16 protein-coding genes and 1 pseudogene are annotated in these 14,502 nt (G+C 53.8%); 16 read left to right on the top strand and 1 reads right to left on the bottom strand.

Annotated features, from left to right (window positions below; all coding sequences use genetic code 11):
* The 7 genes and pseudogenes from ABDW13_RS12165 to ABDW13_RS12135 all read left to right on the top strand — a co-directional run.
* Positions 1–179, top strand: a pseudogene (locus ABDW13_RS12165) (permease); the annotation flags it as partial.
* Positions 180–189: 10 nt separating this feature from the next.
* Positions 190–504, top strand: a complete 315-nt coding sequence (locus ABDW13_RS12160) for a PTS sugar transporter subunit IIB (RefSeq protein ID WP_034827292.1) — start codon at positions 190–192, stop codon at positions 502–504.
* Positions 497–1,870: a PTS sugar transporter subunit IIC gene (locus tag ABDW13_RS12155; RefSeq protein ID WP_343552810.1), complete on the top strand. Its 1,374-nt coding sequence runs from the start codon at positions 497–499 to the stop codon at positions 1,868–1,870. The genes ABDW13_RS12160 and ABDW13_RS12155 overlap by 8 nt, the downstream gene beginning before the upstream one ends.
* Entirely contained in the window at positions 1,857–2,699 is an 843-nt protein-coding gene (locus tag ABDW13_RS12150; protein WP_343552809.1) for a class II fructose-bisphosphate aldolase, read from the top strand. The genes ABDW13_RS12155 and ABDW13_RS12150 overlap by 14 nt, the downstream gene beginning before the upstream one ends.
* Positions 2,700–2,762: 63 nt before the next feature.
* Positions 2,763–3,032 carry a hypothetical protein gene (locus tag ABDW13_RS12145; RefSeq protein WP_343552808.1) on the top strand — a complete coding sequence of 90 codons (270 nt, stop codon included), beginning with the start codon at positions 2,763–2,765 and terminating at the stop codon, positions 3,030–3,032.
* A gap of 8 nt (positions 3,033–3,040) precedes the next feature.
* The gene (locus ABDW13_RS12140; protein ID WP_343552807.1) at positions 3,041–3,478 is read left to right on the top strand and encodes a PTS sugar transporter subunit IIA; all 438 of its coding nucleotides are present in this window, start codon (positions 3,041–3,043) and stop codon (positions 3,476–3,478) included.
* Entirely contained in the window at positions 3,475–4,059 is a 585-nt protein-coding gene (locus ABDW13_RS12135) for a glucokinase (RefSeq protein ID WP_343552806.1), read from the top strand. Before ABDW13_RS12140 ends, ABDW13_RS12135 begins: the two co-directional genes overlap by 4 nt.
* Here ABDW13_RS12135 and ABDW13_RS12130 read toward each other — a convergent pair.
* Positions 4,032–4,889 (bottom strand): DUF1932 domain-containing protein, encoded by an 858-nt coding sequence (locus tag ABDW13_RS12130; protein ID WP_343552805.1) that lies wholly within the window; start codon positions 4,887–4,889, stop codon positions 4,032–4,034. The genes ABDW13_RS12135 and ABDW13_RS12130 overlap by 28 nt on opposite strands.
* Positions 4,890–5,035: 146 nt before the next feature.
* Between ABDW13_RS12130 and ABDW13_RS12125 the strand changes: the two genes are divergently transcribed.
* The 9 genes from ABDW13_RS12125 (at position 5,036) to ABDW13_RS12085 (ending at position 14,049) form a co-directional block, all read left to right on the top strand.
* Positions 5,036–5,830 (top strand): SDR family oxidoreductase, encoded by a 795-nt coding sequence (locus ABDW13_RS12125; protein ID WP_343552804.1) that lies wholly within the window; start codon positions 5,036–5,038, stop codon positions 5,828–5,830.
* 269 nt (positions 5,831–6,099) lie between these two features.
* Positions 6,100–6,456, top strand: a complete 357-nt coding sequence (locus tag ABDW13_RS12120; protein WP_343552803.1) for a hypothetical protein — start codon at positions 6,100–6,102, stop codon at positions 6,454–6,456.
* Between the two features lie 48 nt (positions 6,457–6,504).
* On the top strand, positions 6,505–8,505 hold the full coding sequence (locus ABDW13_RS12115; protein WP_343552802.1) for a protein-disulfide reductase DsbD domain-containing protein: 2,001 nt from the start codon (positions 6,505–6,507) through the stop codon (positions 8,503–8,505).
* Positions 8,505–9,227 carry a DsbA family protein gene (locus ABDW13_RS12110; protein WP_343552801.1) on the top strand — a complete coding sequence of 241 codons (723 nt, stop codon included), beginning with the start codon at positions 8,505–8,507 and terminating at the stop codon, positions 9,225–9,227. Before ABDW13_RS12115 ends, ABDW13_RS12110 begins: the two co-directional genes overlap by 1 nt.
* On the top strand, positions 9,224–9,721 hold the full coding sequence (locus ABDW13_RS12105; protein ID WP_343552800.1) for a protein disulfide oxidoreductase: 498 nt from the start codon (positions 9,224–9,226) through the stop codon (positions 9,719–9,721). The genes ABDW13_RS12110 and ABDW13_RS12105 overlap by 4 nt, the downstream gene beginning before the upstream one ends.
* A 157-nt stretch (positions 9,722–9,878) precedes the next feature.
* On the top strand, positions 9,879–10,892 hold the full coding sequence (locus tag ABDW13_RS12100) for a Fic family protein (protein ID WP_343552799.1): 1,014 nt from the start codon (positions 9,879–9,881) through the stop codon (positions 10,890–10,892).
* Between the two features lie 197 nt (positions 10,893–11,089).
* Positions 11,090–12,205, top strand: coding sequence for an ABC transporter substrate-binding protein (locus tag ABDW13_RS12095; RefSeq protein ID WP_343552798.1), 1,116 nt, complete (start codon positions 11,090–11,092; stop codon positions 12,203–12,205).
* Positions 12,206–12,337: 132 nt separating this feature from the next.
* A complete protein-coding gene (locus tag ABDW13_RS12090) occupies positions 12,338–12,760 on the top strand; it encodes a DUF2231 domain-containing protein (protein ID WP_343552797.1) in 423 nt (140 codons plus the stop codon).
* The gene (locus ABDW13_RS12085; protein ID WP_343552796.1) at positions 12,757–14,049 is read left to right on the top strand and encodes a sorbosone dehydrogenase family protein; all 1,293 of its coding nucleotides are present in this window, start codon (positions 12,757–12,759) and stop codon (positions 14,047–14,049) included. The genes ABDW13_RS12090 and ABDW13_RS12085 overlap by 4 nt, the downstream gene beginning before the upstream one ends.
* Positions 14,050–14,502: the final 453 nt, after the last annotated feature.

Genomic DNA, 14,502 nt, shown 5'->3' with positions numbered 1-14,502 from the left:
AGGGCACCATTATGGCCAGTGAAGTCGCGCGTTGTATTCAGTCGGGAATGCGCAATAAAGCGGTGATTATTAATGGCAGTAATCGACCGATTCCGATTGATTTAATAAGCATGAAAAAACGCCTGGTTGATATCGAAGGGCATCATTACAAACTCGCTAAACAACTGCATATTCTGTGAGGAAATAACCATGCTGAAAATATTATGTGTGTGTGGATGTGGTCTGGGATCAAGCTTTGCAATTGAGATGAGCGCCAAATCCGTATTAAAGAAACTCGAAATTGAGGCGGATATTGATCACACCACCATTTCTGAAGCCAACGCCTTTAAATCCGACATGATTTTAACCCAGAAAGCGTTTGCTGATGTGTTAAATGCCGATGCCAGCCCGGAACAGATTAAGCGGGTGATTATTCTCAACAAGCTGACAGATAAAGCCGAAATTGAGGAGAAAATCGTGGCGTTTATGAAAGAACGTAACTTAAAGGTTGCTAACCATGAATAGTGTGATCGACTTCCTGGTAAAAGATTTATTGGGGCAGGCATCAATCTTGATCGCCTTTATTGCCTTGATTGGTCTGTTACTGCAAAAAAAATCAGCGGGCAAGGTGGTGGAAGGCACCTTTAAAACCCTGCTCGGTTTCTTAATTATGATGGCGGGTATCAACATTATTGTCGGTACGCTGACCTTCCTGAACACCATTTTTACCCACGGTTTTGGCATGCAGGGTTATATCACCGACGTTGCCGCCATTGCCGGATTAGCGAACCGCGAGCTGGGTTCAGAAGTGGCTTTGACGCTGTTGGTGATCTTTATCGTCAACATCATCATCGCGCGTCTGACACCGTTCAAATACATCTTCCTTACCGGTCAGGCGCTGTTGTGGATGGCGACGATTGGTGCGGTGATTGGCTATAAAGCGGGGCTAACAGGCTTACCTCTGATCCTTACCGGTGGCATCTTCGGCGGCATTATGGCGGTAGTGATGCCCGCGCTGGCACAACCGGTGGTGCGCCGTATCACCGATTCCGACGACGTGGCACTCGGGCACTTCTGCACCATCGGCTATCTGCTAACCGCAGCAGTGGCGAAAGTGGTCGGTCGCGGCTCGCGTTCCACCGAAGACCTCAAACTGCCGGACAATTTCAAATTCCTGCAAGACACCTACTTGTCGATGGCGGTGGTGATGGTGCCGATGTACCTGATTCCCGCGGTCGCGGCGGGTCCGGAGTTTATCGGTCAGTACAGCAACGGCATGAACTACCTGATGTATGCGTTTATGCAGTCGATTCAGTTCGTGTGTGGTGTGTTCGTGCTTTACAGCGGCGTGCGTTTGCTGCTCAACGAACTGGTGCCAGCGTTCCGTGGTATTGCGATGCGTTTGGTGCCCGATGCTAAACCGGCGCTGGATTGCCCAGTGATGTTCCCGTATGCACCGAATGCGGTCATTGTCGGCTTCCTCGCCACTACGCTCGGTTCGGTTGTCGGCATGTTGGTGTTCCCGATGTTCGGACTGGCGATGATTCTGCCGGGTCTGCTGACCAACTTCTTCGCCGGGGGTACCGCGGGCGTGTTCGGTAATGCGCTGGGTGGTCGTCGCGGTGCGATGATTGGCGGCTTCGTGCACGGTCTGTTCATCACCTTCCTGCCAGCCATTCTGGTGCCGATGCTGGAAAGCTATGGCTTCACCGGCGTGACCTTCAGTGATTCTGACGTAATTAGTACTGGTTTGATTCTCGGCCATGCATTCCAAAATAACTGGCTGTTCGTTGCCTTGTTTATTGCCTTTATTACCCTGATCGCCTGGTTTGTTAACGGAAAATCCACTAAGCCTAAATCCCATGAGGAAAAGCTCCATGAAACTTTATAATTTTACCGATCTGTTACAGGTGGCTAAAGAACGTGAATTTAAAGCGCTCGGTTCCTTTAATTTGCACTGCCTGGAAATGTTGCCGGCCTTTTTTAAAGCGGCAGAGAAAACCAACAGTCCATTAATGATTCAAATCTCTACCGGTACGGCGAAATATCTCGGACATAAATTATTAGTGGATGCGATTCGTTCACTGTCGGAAAGCCGTAATGTGCCAACCTGTTTGCATCTCGATCACTGTTCCGATTTAGCCGCGATTCAAACCGCGCTGGATGCTGGATTCAGTTCTATTATGTATGACGGTTCGCATTTGCCGATTGAAGAGAACATTGCCAACACGCGTCGCGTGATTGATATGGCGCGTCCGCTGGATGTATCAGTGGAAGCCGAACTCGGCGCGATTGGCGGCTCGGAAGATGGCAAAGAAGTGGAAATGAGCGACGCGGCGTTTACCACGGTTGATGAAGCCAAACGCTTTGTCGATGAAACCGGCGTCGATATGCTGGCGATCTCCATTGGCACCGTGCACGGCTTGTATACTGGCAAAGCGCACATTCAACATCAGCGCCTGGCCGATATCACCGAAGCCACCAAAACACCGTTGGTGTTGCACGGCGGCACCGGTGTTAGCGATGAAGATATGCGCCTTGCGGTACGCAGCGGTATCGACAAAGTGAATGTTGGCACCGAAATGAATGTGCAGTGGGTCGCGAACTGCAAACAGACCTTTGAGAAGGGCAAAGTCAACGATAGCGTGCGTAATTTCCTCGTACCTGCGAACGATGCCGTGACCAATGTGCTGGTAGAAAAGATTCAACTGTTCCGCTAATTTCGACTCACTCATGACGTAATAACCTGAGGTGCCCTGGCGCCATTCGGGGCAGGAGACGCTATGTTTGGATTCTTGAAAAAGGGCTCGGAAAATAAGAGCCAGGATTCACAAGAAATAGATCTTCAGGCTGAAACCATCAGCGGAAAAATAAGCGAACTGGAACAACAGTTGGCGAATAATCCGCAGGCCAAAGATACGCAAAAGGAATTAATGCTGGAATATAACCGTGCATTAAATATCTTTGCTAAAAGCCAACGTTATCGTCAGGAAATTGATCCGCTGTTCGTTAAGATTGACGAACTGCGCAACACCATTCGCAAATCATTTTAGGAGGCAGTATGAGTATTAAAAGACTGCTGCAGGAGGCAAGTGCGATTCAGGTGAGGATCCGCGCCACGGATTGGCGCGAGGTGATCGCGATGGCGGCACAACCGTTGGTCAGTGGTGGCTACATCAAAGCCAGCTATCCGGAAGCGGTGATTGCCAACACCCTCGAACACGGCGCGTATTACGTGTTCGAGGAAGGCATCGCCATTCCACATGCGCGCCCGGAAACCGGCGTGCTAAAGGATTGCTTCAGCATGATTGTGCTGGATGAGCCGATTTCCTTCGACGGCAGCGACAAAGCCGACATCGTGATTATGTTCGGTGCGCGTGACAGCAACGCCCACATTGAAGAGGGCATCCGCGCAATTGTGACGCTGCTGGAAGACGAAGAGACGCTGGTGCGACTGCGCAAAGCCATCACGGCTGCGGAGGTAATAGAAATCCTATGACAACCGACATGGCAGAAAAGGTGGTAGTGCTGGTCAATGGCATTCCGGCTTCCGGCAAAAGTACCTTAACGCGTGCGCTGGCGGAGCAGTTTGGTTTTCCGGTGCTGACACTGGATAGCCTGAAAGAGCCGTTTATGGCCAGCTTCGCGCCGGTGGATCGTCTGCGCAATCGGCAACTGGGTTGCGCGGCCTATCAGGCAATCTGGAAAGTGGTGGCGCAGGCGCCGAGCCGCTGTGTGTATGTGATTGATGCCTGGTTTGGCTTCCAGCCGAAAGAGGTGTTGCAGCAAGGATTGCAGCAGGCGGGCGTCACGCGGGTACTGGAGTTGTGGCTGGCGATTACCCCGGATGAGGCGGTGGCACGTTATCAGTCGCGTTTGAGCGATCGTATGCCCGGTCATCCCGGCGCGGAGTATCTGCCGGAGCTGCGCAAGTTGGCAGAAACCGCGCAGCCTATGGCGCTAGGACCGGTACTACAACTCGATGCGCGCGATCCGGACGAAGCCGCCGCGTTTGCCTGGCTGCAACGCCAGCTGCGGCTGCCGATCACCGCTCAACCGGCTTTATCGGCATCGGGCTGAAAAAAGGCCGTCAGCAGGGCGCTGAATTGCTGCTGGTGCTGAGCATCATCAGCCAGCTGGCGGCAGATTTCACCCAATGCTTGATAAAGCCGATCGGTCGCCAGTTCACCTTGATTCAACGTGGCAATCTCATCCATCTCCGCCGCCCAGCGCCAGGCTTTTGGCAGCATATCCGGGGCGGCTTTTTCCATTCTCTGCATTAACGCCGCCTGGCTCTCCTGCATCTCTTCACGCAGTGCATCTGCCGCGCCGACGCGGCTGGCGTTGATCAACATCGCGCTGGTTAACAAGGTGATGCCTTTATTAATCCCGGCATAGGCCATTTTCAGTGCCGATGCCGCGCCATTCTCTGCCTTCATTGCACGCACGCGCAGGCCATATTTTTCTAACTCTGCCAACTGCACAGCATGGGCTCCGGCAAACCAGAAGCGTGGCCCTTGTGGATTTTGCGCGCCCGGCGGCAGGCCAATGATCGCCGCATCGGCAAACGGCGTGCCGGTGGCTTCAATCACCTGTGCGACCTGTTGTAGCGTTTCCGGGCTGATGGCATTGCAATCGACAAACAGCGGTTTACGCACGGCGGCTTGCAGATGCGGCACCATCTGCTGCGCCCAACTCAGCGCCGATTCCGGCGGCAGAATCGACAGGATGATCTCGGCGTCACACAATTCCACGGCGCTGGCATCTTCAATATGAGCAGCAAGTGCGCGTTGTTGTGACGCGCAGGAACGCGTTTTTAACGGGCAAATTACGCGCGCACCGTGTTGCGTCAACACAGCGGCAACCGCAGCGCCCATCGCGCCAGGTGCGGCGATAGCAAGGGTTTTCATGGCGACATCTCCAGGCAGGTAAAGATTGAGTGTGGATAATTCCAGCGGATTGTGGGTCAACAGATTGGTTACAAAGCATGTTTCGACAATGCAGGTTGCGCAGCGTCTACCAGGCTTTTGTGACAACGATCCCAAAGGAGAGCTTCATGAACATCGATTTACACGGAAAAACCGCATTGGTCACCGCATCTACCGGCGGTATTGGCTTTGCCATCGCGCAAGGGCTGGCGGCCAGCGGCGCGGAAGTGGTGCTGAATGGGCGTAGTGAAGCCTCGGTGAGCCGCGCGCGAGAAAAGCTCAACGGTTTGGTGGCGGGCGCGAAGATTCACACTTTCATCGCCGATCTCGGCAGTGCGCAGGGCGTGCAACAGCTGTTAGACGGTTTGCCGCCGATCGATATTCTGGTGAATAACGCCGGGATTTATGGCCCACAGGATTTCTTCGCCGTCGATGACGCAACCTGGGAAGCCTATTGGCAAACCAATGTGATGTCGGGCGTACGTTTGTCGCGCGCGCTGTTGCCGGAGATGATGAAACAGGGCTGGGGCCGGGTGGTGTTTATCTCGTCCGAGTCGGCGTTGAACATTCCCGCCGACATGTTGCATTACGGCGTGAGCAAAACCGCCCAGCTTTCATTGGCGCGCGGCCTGGCGAAAGTGGCGGCGGGCAGTGGCGTCACCGTGAATAGCGTATTACCGGGTCCAACGCTTTCCGATGGTTTTGCCGCGATGATGGAAGACGAAGTGCAGCGCACTGGCAAATCGCTGGAAGTGTTAGCCAAAGAGTTTGTCATGAGTAACCGCCCGAGCTCAGTGATCCAGCGCGCCGCCACGGTGGAAGAGGTGGCGAACATGGTGGTGTACGTGTGCTCGAAACAGGCTTCGGCCACGTCGGGCGCCGCGCTGCGTGTCGATGGCGGCGTGGTGGATGACATTGTTTAGCCGCGAGCGTTTACGGTGAAAAATCGGGTCGCCATCAATGGCGACCTTACGAAAACGCGCCAATCCCTTGTAGGGTCGCCATTTATGGTGACCGAAGAATTCTGACAGACGAGCATCGGGGCTGTTTTGCCCACCTGCTCAAACCCAACCTGTAAGTAAATGCTTATCCGTTGCGTACAATCCCCATAAAGACAAAAGTTTACACAGCAAAGCTTGGTGTTTCTGCTGTCGATGCTTAAAATGCCCGCACTTTTCTCTGAGGCTGCGGCATGACGATTTCGCTATCACGCGCAAAATGGATTCTGGCACTGGTTTGTCTGGTGCTGGCGTTTTGTCTCGTCCAGCGCAGCTTCAATTTGCCGTCCGCGCCGTTCACCTCGGTCCATGCTGCTGTCCAAGCGCACAGTAATGACGATGCCAGCGGCAGCGAAAAACCTTGTGCGCTCAGCGCCAAATCGCTGAACGCCGCTGCACCGATGCTCGATACCGCCTTGCCGTTCCTGCTGCTGTTGCTGGCGCTGATCGCCACGCTCAGCCAACCCACGACTTCGTTCGGCTATCGCCGTGAACCGCTGTTTCCGCCGCTACGACGGCGGCATCTGACCTTCTGCGTCTTCCGGGAATAACACTACGCGTTCCATCGCGTACACCTTGTTATTCACCGGAGAATCAAAATGAAGATCTTTATCAGAAGCATGCTGCTTCTGCTGGCGAGCCTCGCGGTCACCGCGCAGGCAGCAGACAGCGGCTGGCTGCGTAATGCACAAAACAGCCACGCCGAAGTGCGTTTGCGCAGTGCCAGCCACAATCAGGATCAACAACTGTTGCTGGATATCCGCCTGCAACCAGGCTGGAAAACCTACTGGCGCACGCCAGGTGAAGGTGGCGTAGCGCCAGAAATTCGCTGGCAAACGCCGGATGTTAACGCGCAATGGTTTTGGCCTGCGCCGCAGCGTTTTGACGTCAGCGGTTTAACCACCCAGGGCTACAAAGGCGATATCACGCTGCCGATCACGCTCAAGCATCTGTCCAGCACCACGCTAGCGGGCACGTTGACGCTTTCAACGTGTAGCGACGTCTGCATCCTTACTGATTTCCCATTTAGTCTCGATCTTACGCAACCCGCAGATGCAGCATTTGCCCGTGATTTCGCCGAAGCGATGGGCAAAATCCCGGCAGCAAGTGGGCTAACCGATCAACTCGACGCCAGCTTTGTGAATGGCGAACTGCAAATCCGTGCGCAGCGTCAGGGGGGTTGGCAGCAGCCGGAACTGTTCTTCGATTACCCGGCGGGCAGCATGTTGGCCGCGCCAAAAATCAACGTCGATGGCGATACGCTGACGGCGCGCGTGGTAGTCACCGACGAATGGGGCGAAGCCGCGCCGGATCTGCGTGGTAAAACCTTGTCGCTGGTGGTCAGCGACGGCGACATTGCGCAACAAAGTTGCGTGACGATTGGCGCGGAACCTCTGGTTTCAGGTACAGCGACGCAGACGTTGTGGTCGGTGCTGCTGCTGGCGCTACTCGGCGGTTTGATCCTCAATCTGATGCCGTGCGTATTGCCGGTTTTGGCGATCAAGTTGAGCAGTTTGGTGCAGCAGCAAGGGCAAACGCAGCGTCAAACCCGTATGCAGTTCCTCGCCTCCAGCGCCGGTATCATCTTCTCCTTCCTGCTACTTGCGTTGCTGATGAGCGGTCTGCGCCTGAGTGGTCAGGCATTGGGTTGGGGCATTCAGTTCCAAAGCAGCGGCTTCCTGCTGGCGATGGTGTTGGTGATGTTCCTGTTCAGCGCCAGCTTGTTTGATCTGCTGCACTTCCGCCTGCCCTCGGGCCTGAATACCAAACTGGCGACGCAAGGCGGTGACGGCTTATTGGGTCACTTCGGCCAGGGCGCATTTGCCACCTTGCTGGCAACGCCGTGCAGTGCGCCTTTCCTCGGCACCGCCGTCGCCTATGCGCTGACCGCGCCGTTGCCGCAACTGTGGCTGCTGTTTGTCGCGCTGGGCGTCGGCATGAGTTTGCCGTGGTTGTTGGTCGCCGCGTTGCCGGGAATGGCACGTTGCTTGCCGCGCCCGGGCCGCTGGATGGTGCATCTGCGCACCGTGCTTGGCCTGTTTATGCTGCTGGCGACTTTCTGGCTGGTGACCTTGCTGGTGCCGCATTGGGGCGATACTTTCGCGCTGGTGCTGGCGGCGCTGCTGTTATTGGTGTTGCTTATCTGGCTGGTGAAACGCCGTGCATTACAACAGGCAGGCGTGGTGTTTATCACGTTGACGCTAGCTGGCGCGCTGTTCCTGATGACGCGCATCGCGCCTGAAGAGGATACGTTGCATTGGCAGCCGCTGACCGAAGCGGCGATCAATCAGGCGCTGGAACAAGACAAGCGCGTGTTTGTCGATGTCACCGCCGATTGGTGCATTACCTGCAAAGTGAACAAATCGCGCGTACTCAATCAACCCGACGTGCGTGCCGCATTGCAAGCCGATGATGTGGTGCTGCTGCGCGGCGATTGGACGCAACCCGATCCGGCAATCGGTGAATTCCTTCGCCGTCGCGATCGCGTCGCCATTCCGTTTAACCAAATTTATGGCCCGGCGCTGCCGCAAGGTCAAATTTTGTCACCGCTGTTGAGTCGTGAAGCGGTGATCTCCACTCTCTCTGAGGCGAAAAAATAATGAAGAAATCCCTGTTACTGCCATTGATGTTCCTTGCGATGCCTGCACTGGCGGCTGCGCCGTTTACCCCTGAGCAAGAAGCGCGCATCAAAGAACTGATTCGCGAAACGTTGGTACAGAATCCGGCGATTCTGGCCGAAGCGGCTGATGCCTTTGATAAAGAAGCGGCGCGTCAGCAGCAAAACGTGGTGGCGCAGATGGTCGAGAAAAACCGTGACGCGCTGTATAACGATGCTGGATCACCGCGCATTGGTGCGGAAAAACCGGCGCTGACGCTGGTCTATTTCACTGACTACAACTGCGTGTTCTGTAAGAAGTTTGAAGCCGACATTGAAAAGCTGATTAAAGCCTATCCGCAAGTTGCGGTGGTGATCAAACCGCTGCCGTATCGTGCCGAAACTTCGCTGACTTCTGCGCGTTTGGCGTTGACGGTGTGGGAACAGCAGCCAAAAAACTTCCTCAAACTGCATGAGCGTTTGATGGCGAAGAAGGGCAATCACGACGAAGCCAGCATTGCCGCCGCGTTGGACAAAACCGGCATCACGCTGAAAGAGCCGAGCAAAGCCAGCCTCGACACCATCAACAGCAACCTGACGCTGGCGCAACAGCTTGGTGTGCAAGGTACGCCAGCGACGTTGGTCGGCGATCAGATGATCAGCGGCGCAGTGCCGTATGAGCAACTCGAAGCCGCGGTGAAAGGCGCGTTGCAGGCCAAGAAATGAGTCGAGCCAAGCGCTGGCTGCGCGAAGCTTTATGGCTGGTGCTGATGGTTGGCGCGGTGCTGTGGGGCATGGATTGGTTACGATCGCCGCAACTGCCGACTGATTTTGCCCAGCAGCCGCTGACCTCGCTGCAAGGCGACGTTAATCTGGCGGAAATGAGCAAGGAACGTCCGCTGCTTATTTACGTTTGGGCTTCGTGGTGTGGTGTGTGCAAGCTCACCACGCCCAGCGTCGCGGCGATCAGTCAGGACGGCGGCAACGTGGTTAACGTCGCGCTGCGATCAGGTGATGACAAACGCGTAGCCACCTGGCTGGAGAAAAAAGGGCTGCAAGGTGTGGCGATCAACGATGAGAGTGGCGCGATTGGCCAGCGCTGGGACATCAGCGCCACGCCAACCTTTATCGTGCTGCATCAAGGTAAAGTGATCAGCACCAGCAGCGGCTGGACCAGTGGTTGGGGACTCAAGTTGCGCCTGTGGTGGGCGAGTCTTTAAACAGCTAGGTTAATAAATGTAAATGCAACGAGGCCAGGGAAACCTGGCCTTTTTTATGTTTAACACAACGATGAAAATTGTAATATGCTTCCGCATTGCGCTTTAACCATTAAGGTGGGCGTTGGAGGAATTTCAGAAGCCAGAAAGGAATATGCCCATGGCAGGTTATCAGCCGCCTTACACCATTACACCAACGATCCTAAATCAGGTTATTGAGGTCGGTGAATTGTTAGGTCGCTGGGCTGCGCAGGCAGAACATTCGTCGCCACTGTTACGCAAAGAGAACCGCATTCGCACTATCCAAGCCTCGCTGGCTATAGAGCATAATAGCCTGTCAACAGAGCAAGTTACGGCGATTATGGAAGGCAAGCGTGTTCTTGCCCCCGCAAAAGATATTCAGGAAGTGCGCAACGCCATTCTGGCTTATGAAAAACTCAATGTCTGGAATAGCGCACAACAGAGCGATTTGCTGGCCGCGCATCGCTTACTGATGATGGGGCTTGTAGATGCACCAGGCCAACTCCGCACAAATCGCACAAATAATGTTGGCGTCTATCGCGAACAGCAGCTAATTCATATGGCTCCACCTGCAAACCAGTTGCCACGCCTGATTGCTGATTTGCTTACCTGGCTTGAGCAGACGGATATTCATCCGCTAATTGCCAGTTCTATTTTCCATTATGAATTCGAATTCATTCATCCATTTACCGATGGCAATGGCCGCATGGGCCGGTTGTGGCAGACGCTGATACTCAGCGAATGGCGCCCTGAATTTGCGTGGTTGCCCGTGGAAACACTGATCCATAATCAGCAGGATCACTATTATCTGGTATTGGGGGAGTGTGATCGTTTGAGTGATTGCACGCCGTTTATTACCTTTATGCTGGATAAGCTGATTGAAGCGTTAGTTGAAGGAATCGCCTCTCAAGCATCCACTACCGGGATTCCGTCACCAGAAATGTCGGTGGAAATGTCGGTGAAAAAAGTAACAGCGACTGCACAAAATTTATTATCTGCACTCAAGGCTTCACCCGAATTAACCATTATCGGCTTAGCTGAGTTGCTACAAGTCAGCACCAGAACCGTAGAGCGCAACCTCAAAATATTGCAGTCCCAAGGTCAACTTGAACGAGTAGGGTCAGCCAAAGGCGGCTATTGGCGGGTAATTTAAAGACTGCGTTTTATCATTCATTCAATGTTAATCCCGAATTTGATCGTCTGAGCGTTAGCACCTGACCATTCAAACGCTGAACATCCTCCCGCATGTAAAAAAATGTGTCCTCAGGGCTTTTCATTTCCCGTCTGCCAGGTAATAGTGACGCCGCGAAATTTTAATAATAATCATTATCATTTGTACGGGTAGATAAAATGAAAAAATGGCTGTTAGCTCTGGGGTTGCTGGCGGTGGCGGGTCACGCTAGCGCAAAAATTATTACTGACGTGGCCGGCAGGCAGGTCGAAGTTAAACAAGAATCTAAACGCATTATTCTAGGCGAAGGGCGTCAGATGTATCTGCTGGCGGCTTTTGATACCGCCGCGCCATTCCAGCGTGTGGTGGGATGGCGTGATGATTTCCACAAAGCGGATTACGACGGTTACATGGCGTATGAGAAAAAATATCCGCAAATCAAAAAGCTGCCTACGTTTGGCGGTGCGAAGGACGGCACCTTTAACGTTGAGCAAGCGTTGACGCTCAAACCTGATCTAGTGCTGATGAACCTCGAATCGAAGGCCGCGACCGATGAAGGCAAGCTGATCGAGAAATTACAGGCGGTTGGCGTGCCAGTGGTGTTTATCGATTTTCGTGAAAAACCGATGGAACACGCCGAGCAAAGCATCCGCATCATGGGCGAACTGGTCAATAATCCGCAGCGCGCCGAAGAGATTGTGGCGTTTCGTCGTGCGCAGATTGAAAAGGTGACCGATCGCCTGAAAAACTTCAACGGCACGCGCCCAAAAGTGATGATTGACCGGGCAGGCGGTTATACCGACGAATGCTGCATGTCGTTTGGTAACGAGAACTTTGGTCAAATGGTGGAAATCGCGGGTGGCAGCAACATCGCTAAGGATTTGATTCCGGGTACTTTCGGTACATTGAACCCAGAGCAAATCATTGCCAGTCGTCCTGACGTGGTGGTGGTGACCGGCGCGAATTGGAAAAACTACAACACCGTAGGTAAATGGGTTGGTGTCGGTCCTGGTGCAGATACCGAGGAAGCCACCGCACGCCTGAAACTGCTGATGATGCGTGACGCGTTCAAAACCTTGCCGGTTGCGCACAACGGCAATGCGCACGCCATTTGGCATCAATTCTATGACAGCCCTTATCAGTTCGTCGCTATTCAGGCATTGGCGAAATGGCTGCATCCTGAGTTGTTCGCCGATCTCGATCCCGACGCGACCTTCCGCGAGTTCCACCAGAAGTTTCTGCCGTTGCCGTATCAGCCTGGATATTGGGTAACGCTGCCGGCCGATAAGTCATAAATTTGCGTTAATCAGGTTAGAAACCAGCATTACTGTTTATCTTTACTAATATTTTACAGGTGGTTGCATCCGCGTTCGTCAAAGCGAAACGGGTGCGTCACCTCATAAATAGCCGGTAAAAGGGAGAACGTAATGTTGCATACCTCGGGAAAATCGCTGTTCGGCGTGACGCTATACGCGCTGCTAGAACCGCTGCCGCTGGGCTTTTTCTTCGCCGCCTGGCTGTTCGATATCATCTATCTGCAAACTGCTGTCATCATGTGGACCAAATCCGCCAGTTGGTTGATTGCTATTGGTCTGGTGCTGGCAATTCTGCCACGTTTAATTAGCCTGATTTATTTATTTCGTGGCGCGCGTCCCAATGAAAAAACACACTTTTGGCTATCGCTGCTGGCAATCGTGCTGGCGGTGGTGAATGCCTTTATTCATAGCCGCGATGCTTACGCCGTTGTGCCATTGGGCGTGACGCTCTCCACGCTGGTGGTGTTGTTGCTATTGATTGCCAACGTGCAATGGGTGCTGCGCGATCGTCGTGTACAAGGAGGTCGCGTATGAAACGTCAACTGAGTGTGATTGCGCTGGCATTACTGATCAGCGCCTGTGATGACGGCGCGTTGATTGATCCGCAAAAACAAATCGGGCCGAATCCTGAACTGCCGCAGGCGCAGAATTTCTTTATGCCGCCGATGCAGGTGCCAAAAGGCGTACCGTGGAAAGCCGGTGAAATGCCGAAAGTGGCGGATGGATTGAAGATTGAAAAGATCGCCGACAATTTGCAGCATCCACGTCAGGTGTTGGTGCTGCCGAACAATGATGTGCTGGTGGCGGAATCGAATGGTACGCCTAAACCGACCACCGCGCCCAAGCAGTTGATTATGGGTATCGTGCAGAAGGCATCAGGCAAGGGCGGTGATGGCGGCAATCGCATCACGCTGTTACGTAACGTCAACGGTAAATGGGAACAGCATCGTTTTATCGACAATCTGACCGCGCCGTTTGGTATGCAGTTGGTGGGCAATACCTTGTATGTGGCGAATGCCGATAGCCTGGTGAAATTCCCGTATGAGAGTGGACAAACCGAAATTCGGACGCCACCTGTCGAAGTCACTGAACTGCCGGGCGGGCCGATTAACCATCATTGGACCAAATCGCTACTTGCCAGTCCGGACGGCAGCAAACTGTATGTCGGCGTCGGTTCCAACAGTAATGTGTCGGAAAACGGTATCGGTGAAGAGTATCGACGTGCCGCGGTATTGGAAGTCGATGCAGCGAGCGGGGCCAGCCGCATTTATGCCAGCGGTTTGCGCAATCCCACCGGATTGCAGTGGGAGCCACAAAGCGGCAAGTTGTGGGCGGTGGTCAATGAACGCGACGAAATTGGCTCGGATTTGGTACCGGATTATATGACCTCGGTGCAGGACAAAGGCTTCTATGGTTGGCCTTACAGCTATTACGGTCAGCATGTGGATGAACGCGCACAACCGCAACGGCCGGATTTGGTGGAGAGAGCCATCAAACCGGATTACGCGTTAAGTTCGCACGTCGCGCCGCTTGGGCTGCTGTTTTACGGCGCTGATAACATGCCGCAATATCGCGGCGGGGCGTTTATCAGTGAACACGGCAGTTGGAACCGCACGCCGCTTAATGGCTATCAAGTGGTTTGGGTGAAGTTCGAAAACGGTAAACCGGTCGGGCAACCGCAGCCGGTGGTGACGGGCTTCCTGACTGACGATCAGAAGCAGGTACGCGGTTTGCCGGTTGGTTTAGCAACCGATCAGCAGGGCGGCGTGTTGATTGCTGACGATGCGGGCAATGCCATTTGGCGCATCAGCTCCGCCAATTAATAAATTGCAGGCAATAAAAAAGGATTTGGCATCAACGCCAAATCCTTTTTTTATGTTCGCTAACTGGCTGGTAACCGCGCTGCGAACCGGGTGCTCAGCACTCCTCACAAAACAGATGATAAAATGTGGCGGGATTTATTTCAAGTTTCGCTAAAATACTGTATGGTTATACAGGTGTTGAGTGACGGGCGAAGCCTCATTGTTTTCTGATGACTCCCAGGGGCGCGGATTGTCAAATCCCGGCAGGTTTCAGGTGGTGCTGGCCTGTGGCTTCCACAATGAGAGCCGCTCAGCACTCCTCACAGATGTGCTTAAGCGGTCGGCGGGTGGAGTCAAAGCCTCGGCTGCTGAACGCCGCGCTCCTGTTAAAGGAGAAGGAAAGTGATTGAACTTGTTCGATTGTTGCTGGACTTAGTCCGGGTGATCTTGCAAATCATCGTTGCCCTTTTGCAA

The organism is Pantoea sp., from assembly GCF_039594315.1.
GTDB lineage: Bacteria > Pseudomonadota > Gammaproteobacteria > Enterobacterales > Enterobacteriaceae > Pantoea.
The sequence above is the reverse complement of the archived record's forward strand: the minus strand, read 5'-3'. Positions and strand labels throughout refer to the sequence as shown.

Excerpts from the sequence above, each read along its gene's own strand:
- ABDW13_RS12160 (WP_034827292.1), top strand. The coding sequence starts at position 190 with ATGCTGAAAATATTATGTGTGTGTGGATGTGGTCTGGGATCAAGCTTT.
- ABDW13_RS12155 (WP_343552810.1), top strand. The coding sequence starts at position 497 with ATGAATAGTGTGATCGACTTCCTGGTAAAAGATTTATTGGGGCAGGCA.
- ABDW13_RS12150 (WP_343552809.1), top strand. The coding sequence starts at position 1,857 with ATGAAACTTTATAATTTTACCGATCTGTTACAGGTGGCTAAAGAACGT.
- ABDW13_RS12145 (WP_343552808.1), top strand. The coding sequence starts at position 2,763 with ATGTTTGGATTCTTGAAAAAGGGCTCGGAAAATAAGAGCCAGGATTCA.
- ABDW13_RS12140 (WP_343552807.1), top strand. The coding sequence starts at position 3,041 with ATGAGTATTAAAAGACTGCTGCAGGAGGCAAGTGCGATTCAGGTGAGG.
- ABDW13_RS12135 (WP_343552806.1), top strand. The coding sequence starts at position 3,475 with ATGACAACCGACATGGCAGAAAAGGTGGTAGTGCTGGTCAATGGCATT.
- ABDW13_RS12130 (WP_343552805.1), bottom strand. The coding sequence starts at position 4,889 with ATGAAAACCCTTGCTATCGCCGCACCTGGCGCGATGGGCGCTGCGGTT.
- ABDW13_RS12125 (WP_343552804.1), top strand. The coding sequence starts at position 5,036 with ATGAACATCGATTTACACGGAAAAACCGCATTGGTCACCGCATCTACC.
- ABDW13_RS12120 (WP_343552803.1), top strand. The coding sequence starts at position 6,100 with ATGACGATTTCGCTATCACGCGCAAAATGGATTCTGGCACTGGTTTGT.
- ABDW13_RS12115 (WP_343552802.1), top strand. The coding sequence starts at position 6,505 with ATGAAGATCTTTATCAGAAGCATGCTGCTTCTGCTGGCGAGCCTCGCG.
- ABDW13_RS12110 (WP_343552801.1), top strand. The coding sequence starts at position 8,505 with ATGAAGAAATCCCTGTTACTGCCATTGATGTTCCTTGCGATGCCTGCA.
- ABDW13_RS12105 (WP_343552800.1), top strand. The coding sequence starts at position 9,224 with ATGAGTCGAGCCAAGCGCTGGCTGCGCGAAGCTTTATGGCTGGTGCTG.
- ABDW13_RS12100 (WP_343552799.1), top strand. The coding sequence starts at position 9,879 with ATGGCAGGTTATCAGCCGCCTTACACCATTACACCAACGATCCTAAAT.
- ABDW13_RS12095 (WP_343552798.1), top strand. The coding sequence starts at position 11,090 with ATGAAAAAATGGCTGTTAGCTCTGGGGTTGCTGGCGGTGGCGGGTCAC.
- ABDW13_RS12090 (WP_343552797.1), top strand. The coding sequence starts at position 12,338 with ATGTTGCATACCTCGGGAAAATCGCTGTTCGGCGTGACGCTATACGCG.
- ABDW13_RS12085 (WP_343552796.1), top strand. The coding sequence starts at position 12,757 with ATGAAACGTCAACTGAGTGTGATTGCGCTGGCATTACTGATCAGCGCC.